Consider the following 1,536-nt stretch of genomic DNA (forward strand, 5'->3'; position numbering starts at 1 on the left):
GGAGCATGGGGCCGCCCCCGCCGGTCCCACCTCCACCGGCTCCAGCGTCAGCCGGGTCGGCCCCATGCTCCGCACACAGGTCACCTGGCGCGGCTCCAGCCACCCGAGCTTCCACTTGTGCCAGGCGAACAGATCCGGCGAGAGCGCGAACTGGCTGCCCATCAGATCCCAGTCCCCGACATGGGTGTCCCAGTCGCCCCTGCCGTCCGCCGGCCGGTGGTACAGGTCGGGCAGGTCGAAGACGTGCCCGGTCTCATGGGCGAGCACCAGCCGGTCCGGCGGATGCCGTTCGAACACCGTCACCACCCGCCGGATCCCCGTGTCGTCGGCCCACAGCGGGGTCTCCAGGTTGACGACCTTCGTCGCGTCCGAGTCGACGCCGGGCGCGTCCGGGTCGGCGACGAGGTAGACGATGTCGTAGCGCGAGAAGTCGACCTCGGGGTCGGCCACGGCGAGCGCGTCGTCCAGGTAGGCGGCGCGTTCCCGGGCGCTCCAGTCCCGGTGCAGGCCGTATGCCGTGGAGGGCTTGGGCATCCGGATCCAGCGCCGCAGCGGATGCGGGCGCAGGGTGAATCTGCCGTACGACGCCTGCTCGTAGAACCGGCTGGTGGCCGGGAAGTGGTCGGCGGCGAGCTCGGCCGGGGTGACGAGCGGCTCCGAGTCGGGGAAGGACAGGAACACCAGGACGGCGTCGAGCGGCCGGACGGGCCTGGGATAGGCGGTGTTCCAGGTGTCCAGGCCCTCCGAGTGGTGCACCTCCGTGCGGCGCAGGGCACAGGGCGAGGCCGCGAACGGTTCGGCGGCGGACGGCCCGGTCAGGATCGAGGTGGCGGCGACCGCCGACAGGGTGGTGAACACGGCCGCGGTGCTGCGCAGCCGGGGGCCCGCTCCGCGCACTCCCGCCCGGCCGAGCGCCCTGAGGGCGTCGTGGCCGAGCGCCTTCAGGGGGAGCGGACGCGGCACGAGGACCTCCGGGCGGTTCACAGGACACCAAACCCAGCTTGTGCCAATTTGTAGGGATACGTCCTGTTGATCTGCATCGGAAGGGTGAGAGGCCTGAGACCGCGACGCGACACCCCGGCACGGGCCCCGGGGAGACGGCCTCCCCGGCCCGGTCACGGAACGTCACAAGTGATCGGCCGATTGAAGAACCCGTCCAGGTGTGGACAGAAGCGATCCACCTGCGGGATCGGTCGTGGAGCGAGGCCGGCAAGTGGCTGGAAGGGGTCCGGCGGCGGCCTCTATGATCGGCACACTTTCCTTGCACTTCCCTGCGCGGACACGGGCCGCAGGGCCGTTCGTCCCCCGACCGGCCCCCGACGAGACCGATACGAAGACCAAGTGCACTGCGGGAGCGAGCGGTGAGCGGAACGTCCGAAGGGCCGACGCCCGCGACAGACCTCATCCAGCCGAACGTCACGCACAGTGACGCCACTCCGTGTCCGGGCACCGAGCAGATCGCGGTCCCCGCGGCCGGGCAGACCGCTGCCGCCGCCCCCCGCGCCGTCCCGCGGCGGAGAAGGCGGAGCGGAAAGG

General features: G+C 71.7%; 1 protein-coding gene. It reads right to left on the reverse strand.

The features are described from left to right. On the reverse strand, positions 1–963 hold a 963-nt coding region (locus CCN35_RS21895; RefSeq protein ID WP_107501079.1), incomplete at its 3' end, for a M6 family metalloprotease domain-containing protein. Positions 964–1,536: the final 573 nt, after the last annotated feature.

Origin of the sequence: Streptomyces thermovulgaris (assembly GCF_002155915.1) — a bacterium.
GTDB classification, from domain to species: Bacteria; Actinomycetota; Actinomycetes; order Streptomycetales; family Streptomycetaceae; genus Streptomyces; species Streptomyces thermovulgaris.